Here is an 8,286-nt window from a genome sequence, read left to right as displayed (position 1 = left end):
GACCTGCGCCGCTGTTCGCTCAATCATCTGAAGGAAGTGTTCGGAAAATCGGGGCAGATTTTCTACGATTTCGCCCGTGGTATCGACAATCGGCCGGTCGTGGTGGAGCGTATTAGGAAGTCGGTGGGCTGCGAACGCACGTTCATGGAGGACATCAGCCTCCATTCGGCCGTACTGATTGAGTTGTACCACACCGTCATCGAGCTTACCGAACGTATCAAGAAAGATGATTTCGAGGGCAAAACGCTCACGCTGAAAGTGAAATACGGCGACTTCCAACAAATCACCCGGAGCCTTACGCAGCCCCATGCCTTGAAGACGAAGGACGACATTCTGCCGCTGGCCAAGAAGCTCTTGCAGGACGTGGCCTACTCCTCGGCCCACCCCATAAGGCTCATCGGCTTGTCGGTATCTAACCCGCAGGGCGACAACGAGCCGACGAGAAAGGAGTGGATTCAACTGCAATTGCAGTTCAAAGACTGGCCCAAGCACGGCCGCTGACGCTATTGACCACGCTTTTTCTACACAAAAACTGTTTGAAAGACGCCTTCTGCCCCGTTTATTTCTTATGAAAAACGGCCGAAAAGTGGGTTTTCCATTGTCAAAAAGCCTGCTTTGGCCATCGCCGAAGGCAAAAAAATATTGTATCTTTGCCTCAAAATTAAAGCATTATGTTGTCGCCCATAGAAGAATTAAAACGCCAAAAACTGCTGCTCCAGATGGAGTATTACGCGGAGAAAGAAGAGTTTCGACGGCAAACGGAAGCCACGGGCATGGCCCGGAAAGTGAAGCGTGGCGACGCGTGGTTCCCCCTTCGCATGGGCAAAAGTTTCTATAACTCGCTCAACCAGCGTGCCATCGAGGTGTTCAGGACCACCGATGACGACATCGAACATAACTTTGAATTTGGCCGACCCGTCATGTTCTTCCGTGAAAAGGGCGAAAACATGCCGTCGACCGTCCGTCATGACGACGCCACCTCTTTATATTATTACCATTTTACGGGCACTGTTTCCTACGTAGACGGCGACCGTATGGTTATCACCGTGCCCGACTCGGCGCCCATCCTCGACCTTCAATCGGCCGAAAAGCCCATCGGCGTGCAGCTTTCCTTTGACGAAACGAGCTACAAGGCCATGTTTGACGCCCTCGATAGGGCCATTGGGGCCAAGAACAATAGGCTGGCCCACCTGCGAGACCTCTTCTATTCGCGGCAGAAAGCGGAGCAATTCAGCTTTCAACCCATGACGTTCCCTTGGTTGAACCCCACGCAGGAACGGGCTGTCAACGAGGTCTTGCGGGGCAAGGACGTGGCTATCGTCCACGGACCTCCGGGCACCGGCAAGACCACCACGCTCGTTGAAGCCATCAACGAGACGCTGATGAGGGAAAATCAGGTGCTCGTTTGCGCCCAAAGTAACATGGCCGTGGACTGGATTTGTGAGAAACTTGTCGACCGGGGAATCAACGTTTTGCGCATAGGCAACCCCACCCGGGTGAACGATAAGATGTTAGGCTTCACCTACGAGCGCCGCTTCGAGGGCCATCCCGACTATCCCCAATTGTGGAGTTTGCGCAAAGCCATCCGCGAATTGCGCACCCAACGCCGCAAAGGTTCCGAGAATTACCATCAGAAAATGGAGCGCTTGAAGGGTCGGGCCATGGAGTTGGAGATACGAATCAACAGCGAACTGTTTGGCGAAGCACGTGTCATAGCCTCTACTTTGGTAGGTTCCACCCACCGAACGCTGGAAGGCATGAAGTTTGGGACGCTCTTTATTGACGAAGCGGCGCAGGCTTTGGAGGCCGCTTGTTGGATTCCCATGCGACGGGTGACGAGGGTTGTCTTGGCCGGCGACCACTGTCAGCTTCCCCCAACGGTGAAAAGTATCGCTGCCATGCGGGCCGGTCTGGGCAAAACGCTCATGGAACGCATTGTCGAAAACAAGCCCGAGGTGGTTACTTTGCTGAAAATACAATACCGAATGAACGAGGAAATCATGCGCTTTTCGAGCGATTGGTTCTACCACGGCCAAGTGGAGAGCGCCCCACAGATAAGGTATCGGGGCATTCTTGACTACGATCACCCCATAGAATGGCGTGACAGCCGCCCCAATGACACGCCCGTGAGCGAAGAGGAGGGTATCGCCAAGCCCACGGGAACGTATGGCGAGACCTTCGTCGGCACCACTTTCGGGCGCATCAATAAGCAGGAAGCCCGCATGACGCTCGACACCTTAAAGGATTATTTCACGAAAATAGGAAAACAGCGAATACTCGATGAGCGCATCGACGTGGGCGTCATATCGCCTTATCGTGCGCAAGTGCAATACCTCAGAAGCCTCATCAAGCACGATGATTTCTTCAAACCATACCGCTCATTCATCAGTGTCAACACCGTGGATGGCTTTCAGGGGCAGGAGCGTGACATCATTCTCATCTCCTTGGTGCGCAGCAATGACGAGGGACAAATTGGCTTCCTGCGTGACCTTCGACGCATGAACGTGGCCATAACACGGGCCCGCATGAAGCTCATCATTCTGGGTGATGTCGCTACTTTGACCCGACATCCTTTCTATAAAAAGCTCTATGAGTACGTGGAACGGGGCGAGTAATCTGCCCGCTCTCCCATTCTTGTATGCCACAAAAGGGGATATGAGTTTCTATAAACATATATATAAAAGTCCATAAACATATATATAAACGTCCATAAACATATATATAAACGTCCTACCTTTTTTATTCTCTTTCAATAGGCTTCCAAATCGACAGAAGCCCCATGGCGCCGCCATGTTTTTACTGCTGTTGTTGGCTGTCTTTCCTGATAAGGTCGAGCAAATGCTCCACCGCCACTTCCTGCGGGATGTTCTTTTCCACGCACACTTGTTTGCGGTAAAGGCTCACCCGATTGATTCCGGCGCCCACATAGCCGTAATCCGCGTCGGCCATTTCACCCGGTCCATTGACGATGCAGCCCATAATGCCTATCTTCAAGCCCTTCATTTCCTTGGTCGCTTCCTTGATTCGAGCGATTGTTTCACGCAAATCATAGAGTGTTCTTCCGCACCCCGGGCACGATATATACTCCGTTTTGCTGGTGCGAAGGCGGGCCGCCTGCAAGATTCCGAAGGCCGTGTCAACCACTTCTTCCTGCGGAATATCACCATCATTGAGCAACCACAAACCATCGGTAAAGCCGTCTATGGCCAGCGCTCCCATGTCGGCGGCGGCTTCTAATTGGAAAACGCTCTTCTCATTGCGGCCATGTCGATACATCTGCGTGAAGACAATAGGATTGAGAAGACCCGCGTTCATCATTTCATGGACCAACGCCCGCTGGTCGCCCAAGCGGTTCTGATGGTCGCTCACGCAAACTACGACCACCTCGGGATGGGCCTTCAAACAAGCCTGATACTCCTCGGCGGGCGCCCCAAAGCGCAAAACGAGGAACTTCACCTCGGCCTTTACCAAGCCGATAAAGGGAATGGCGCTCGTCGGGAAGATTGGAGCCAAACAGCCTGAAGCCAACAAGGGCGACTGCGTTTGCTGCAACTCGATATACTTATCGTAGTCTATCAGGTACTTCTGATTGGTCTCCAACTGTTCGGGAAGGCTGCTTCCGACATACAGATAGTCAGCTTTGGGCGCTCCGTCGCCTACAATCGTGGCGCCATGGGGCTGCGTTTGCGAGGCAATCACGATGGGTACATTCTCTCCACCTATGCCTGCCACGGCTCGAGTCGTGCGCCGTTGGGGATTCAACCAATTGAAATCGGACGACGGCGTGCCGGGAATGACCATGTGGCCGGCATGCTTTCCCAAGTAATCCACCAAGTGACGGGCCACCGGAATCTCCGCCGCGGGTTCCTCACTGAGGCTCACCCGCACGGTATCACCTATGCCATCGGCCAGCAAGGCGCCTATGCCGACGGCGCTCTTGATACGTCCGTCCTCGCCTTCACCGGCTTCCGTGACGCCCAAATGCAGCGGATAACGCATATCTTCCTTATCCATGGCGTCGACCAACATACGCACCGACTGTACCATGACGACCGTATTAGACGCCTTTATCGAAATAACGACATCTTCGAACGCCTCTTTCTTGCAGATACGAAGGAACTCCATACAGCTCTCAACAATACCTGCGGGCGTATCACCATAGCGATTTCGGATGCGATCGGACAACGATCCGTGGTTCACACCGATTCTTACGGCCGTATGATTGGCCTTACATATATGAAGGAAAGGCACAAAGCGATCCTCTATTTTCTTGAGTTCCTGCGCATATTCCTCATCGGTGTACTCCTGCTTGATGAACTTTCGGGCCGGATCCACGTAGTTTCCGGGGTTCACCCTTACCTTCTCGGCATACAGGGCGGCCACGTCGGCCACATTGGGATTGAAATGCACGTCAGCCACCAAGGGCGTCTGATAGCCCTCGGAGCGCAGTTGGGCGTTGATATTTCGTAAATTCTCGGCCTCTTTCGTGCCTTGTGTGGTCAACCGCACTAACTCTCCACCGGCCTCAATGATCTCTTTGGCCTGCTCAACGCAAGCCTCCGTGTCGTTGGTATTGGTGGTTGTCATGCTCTGAACACGAATGGCATTGTCGCCACCCATGTCGATAGAGCCTACATGCACGGTGCTTGTAGCGCGCCGTTGATAATTAAATAAATCCATTTTCTTTGATGATTACAAGTTTGAAGGGCACATAATGACTTATCGAGACTGCTTCCATGCCTGCCGGCAGCAATCCCTTTGCCTTGTCAGAGCGCTGCCCATACCCCATTGAGAGCAACCTCCGACCGGTGGCGGTGTACCCTCTTACACCTTAAACTTATACTTTATCTCGGCCAATTCCTTGTTGGCCTTTTCTATTTTGGCGCCCAACCCGGCTTTCCAAGCGTCGACCTTGGCGGCCACAGTCTCATCGCCGATGGCAATCATTTCGGCTGCCAACACGGCCGCATTTTGCGCTCCGTTCACTCCAACGGTAGCTACGGGAATGCCGGGAGGCATTTGTATGATGGAAAGCATGGCGTCAAGACCGTCGAGCATGCCCTTGATGGGCACACCGATGACGGGCAACGACGTAGACGCGGCTATCACTCCGGGCAGCGCGGCGGCCATACCGGCAGCGGCGATGATGACCTTCACGCCACGCGCCTTGGCTCCCTTGGCGAACGCTTCCACCGCGTCGGGGGTGCGATGGGCCGAAAGGGCGTTTACCTCAAAGGGGATTTCGTTGTCATCCAACCACTTACATGCTTTCTCCATAACGGGTAAGTCACTCGTACTTCCCATGATTATACTTACTAAAGGCTTCATATCAATAATGTATTATCTTTATAATTTCAAAATAACAAAGAAGGCGGCAGCCAGTCCTATGATGAATCCGACCACCACTTGGGGCAGCGAATGCTGTCTCAAAATCATGCGACTGGTTCCTACGGCGCCCGAAAGTACCATCACAAAACAGAACCACCACATCGGATTAAAGGCAAAAATCATGGCGAAAGCCATCAACGCACCGGCCACACCGCCAATGGCGGCGGTATGGGTGGATATTTTCCACCATATATTAATAATGGCACAAGCCACCTGAATGAGCAAAGCGGCCATCAAAATGCTTCCCATGAAATGAGGAATATGAAAGACATTCATGAGATAAATGCACGTAAAATAACACAAGATGGATATGACATAGGGCACCATACGCCGTTCGCGCGACCCCAACTCGATAAGCGACCAGCCCTGCGAGTTGCGATATAGGCGAATCAAAAGGGTGGGCAACAACGCCGTGAACACATAAACCAGCAGCAAGACCGTCAGTTTATAAAACACGGGCAACATGCTTAGATAGCTGAATACGAACAAAGCTATCAGCCCGACCAAGGGCAGATAAAACGGACTGAACACCTTGCTGACGACCCGAGCCGTGAGAATCATGTCTTTTTCCTTAACCACAATCGTTATCTTTAGTTTGCTTTTATGTCATTATAGGTCCATCGTGAGCGGTCAATCCTTGCGCAGTCGGGCCACGGGAATGCCCATCTGCTCCCTATACTTGGCCACCGTGCGGCGTGCCACGGGGTAACCGAGCTTTTTCATCTCGCCTGCCAAGGCCTCGTCGCTTAGCGGATGGCTCGTATCTTCCTTGCCTATCATGTCCTTGAGGGCCAGCTTTATCTTGCGGGTAGAGGTTTCCTCGCCGCTGCCCGTGTCGTAACCATCGGTAAAGAAGAACCTTAACGGGAACGTACCCCAGCGTGTTTGCACGTATTTTACGTTGCTCACACGGCTCACCGTCGATATATCGAGCCCCGTTTTCTCGGCGATGTCCTTCAAAATCATGGGCTTCAGGTCGGCCTCATCACCATCGGTGAAGAACCGGTGCTGCCATTCGATGATGGCCTTCATGGTAACATACATCGTATGACGGCGTTGTCGGATGGCGTCGATGAAGTTTCGGGCCTTGTCTACCTTATCTTTGGCATAAACCAAGGCCTCCTGCTCCTGCCTATTAAGGGGCTTGTCCTTACGGTCCTTATAGTCGTCGACCATCTTGGCGAACGACGGCGACACCGACAAATCGGGCAAACTGCCATTGTTCATGCCGAAAGTCACCGTGCCATCATCAGCCGTATCGACGATGAAGTCGGGCGTTATCTGTTGCAGATTGCGGCCCATCGTCTCACCCATGGCGGCTCCCGGCTTCGGATTGAGCCGCTTTACCTCTTCCTTGAGGTCGTCAACGACGGCGTCACTTAGCTGTAACTGCTCCTGAATATGGCCCCATCGCTTGCGGGTAAAGTCCTCGAAACAGTCGGCGATGACCTCACGCAGCAACTCCAACAGCCGCTTCGGTTGCCCCACGGCTTGCGCTTCTTCGAGCAAACGGTCGATTTGGAGCAACAAACATTCTTGCAACGAGCGGGCGCCTATGCCCGCGGGATCGAATGTTTGCAGGCGTTTCAATACCTGCTCTATGGCTTCCACGCTCACGTCGATGTTCTGATAAATGGCCAACTCGTCACAAATGGTATCCAAATCCTTGCGCAACAGCCCGTCATCGTCCAGACTTCCGATGATGTATTCCATCACTTCCTCCTCTTGCGAGGTAAGTTCCAGCTCGCCCATCTGCTCCTTCAACTTGTCGTAAAAGGACACCGTGTCGCCGTAGACTATCTCTTCGTAGTCGGCATTGTTGCGCTGCGACCACTGCGTCTCGGGCATTTTATCGTCAAAGCCTATGCTTTCGAGCGCCTCATCGAGGGCTTCTTGTCGCTCCTCGCGCTCGTTTTCCTCCTCAAAACCTTCGGGTTCGTCGCCGGCCACGCTGCCGTCGTCGCGCAGGTCGGGCATTTCGTCCTCACTCTCGTCGGCCTTTTCCAACGCCGGATTGTCGTCGAGCTGGGCGTTTACGTTCTCCTCAAGCTCGGTGATGGGCATTTCCAACAGATGCACCACCAACATTTGCTGTTGCGACAGCCGCTGTATCTGAGCCAACTTTTGCTCTTGTGTCTGTATGATTTTCTGAGCCATACCGGTTGTTTCCTATGATTTGAAATACTCTTTTAGCTGCGCCGACACGGCCGACAGCCTTTCGGGATTGTCGTTTCCATAGCGTTTCCAGATGTCCTTGCACGGTAACAACAGCGGATCGATAAGCAAATCGCCGCGATTAAGGTAAGGGTCGCAGAACTGGAACACCTCCATCACGTTGACGATGAGCGAGGCCGGAATCCTCAACAGCCGTGCCTCGTCTTGTATTTCGGCCGTGGCGACAACCATGGTCAGCGGTGTCAGGCGGAAGTAAAGGTCGAGAATGCGAATCAGCATGACGGGATTGAGCTGTGGATTTTGCGCCAAGGGACGAAAATCTCTTTCAAACGACTCATTAACGGCTACTCCATCATAAAATCCCTCGGCGTTGCCATAACCTTTCATGCGGCGCACCTTGGCCGCGTCACGGCCCAACCGGCTGTGGTGTTCGCCATAGGTGTCCCACAAACGGCACATGGCCGGTGAGTCCTTTCGCCTGATGCGAAAGAGCTGCTCGTAGAGAAACTCGGGCTCTATGTGCAGCTCGAGGCTCAAATCTATCAAAGGTTTGGAGTATAAAGCCTTCACGCCCACCGGTTTTTTCAGATAGAGTTGCATCAGCAAAACCCAATACTCCTCCTGCCATAAAGGATGTGTAGCCATAATGAAATACTTTTGTTGCAAAGATACTGTAATTGCATGATATTCCAAAATTAAAGCTCCACTTTTTCAAGAGAGGGA

The 8,286-nt window shown here is 52.8% G+C and carries 6 protein-coding genes and 1 pseudogene; 2 read left to right on the top strand and 5 right to left on the bottom strand.

Features of this window, described 5'->3' with window-relative positions; all coding sequences use genetic code 11:
- Both VIR50_RS07675 and VIR50_RS07670 read left to right on the top strand, forming a co-directional pair.
- Nucleotides 1-501, top strand: a pseudogene (locus VIR50_RS07675) (DNA polymerase IV); the annotation flags it as partial.
- Nucleotides 502-671: 170 nt separating this feature from the next.
- Nucleotides 672-2,615, top strand: coding sequence for an AAA domain-containing protein (locus tag VIR50_RS07670; RefSeq protein ID WP_331934559.1), 1,944 nt, complete (start codon nucleotides 672-674; stop codon nucleotides 2,613-2,615).
- A 181-nt stretch (nucleotides 2,616-2,796) separates the two neighbouring features.
- Here the strand turns inward: VIR50_RS07670 and VIR50_RS07665 are convergent, their stop codons facing one another.
- From VIR50_RS07665 to VIR50_RS07645, 5 genes are all read right to left on the bottom strand, one after another.
- Nucleotides 2,797-4,680 (bottom strand): 4-hydroxy-3-methylbut-2-en-1-yl diphosphate synthase, encoded by a 1,884-nt coding sequence (locus VIR50_RS07665; RefSeq protein ID WP_331934558.1) that lies wholly within the window; start codon nucleotides 4,678-4,680, stop codon nucleotides 2,797-2,799.
- 144 nt (nucleotides 4,681-4,824) lie between these two features.
- A complete protein-coding gene (gene purE / locus VIR50_RS07660; protein WP_331934557.1) occupies nucleotides 4,825-5,328 on the bottom strand; it encodes a 5-(carboxyamino)imidazole ribonucleotide mutase in 504 nt (167 codons plus the stop codon).
- Between the two features lie 18 nt (nucleotides 5,329-5,346).
- On the bottom strand, nucleotides 5,347-5,949 hold the full coding sequence (locus tag VIR50_RS07655; RefSeq protein ID WP_331934560.1) for a phosphatase PAP2 family protein: 603 nt from the start codon (nucleotides 5,947-5,949) through the stop codon (nucleotides 5,347-5,349).
- A gap of 69 nt (nucleotides 5,950-6,018) precedes the next feature.
- Nucleotides 6,019-7,545, bottom strand: coding sequence for an RNA polymerase factor sigma-54 (gene rpoN / locus VIR50_RS07650; RefSeq protein ID WP_331934556.1), 1,527 nt, complete (start codon nucleotides 7,543-7,545; stop codon nucleotides 6,019-6,021).
- Nucleotides 7,546-7,557: 12 nt separating this feature from the next.
- A complete protein-coding gene (locus VIR50_RS07645; RefSeq protein WP_331934555.1) occupies nucleotides 7,558-8,208 on the bottom strand; it encodes a hypothetical protein in 651 nt (216 codons plus the stop codon).
- Nucleotides 8,209-8,286: the final 78 nt, after the last annotated feature.

Origin of the sequence: Prevotella sp., from assembly GCF_036570325.1 — a bacterium.
Lineage (GTDB): Bacteria > Bacteroidota > Bacteroidia > Bacteroidales > Bacteroidaceae > Prevotella.
This window is presented reverse-complemented; position numbering and strand designations above follow the sequence as displayed.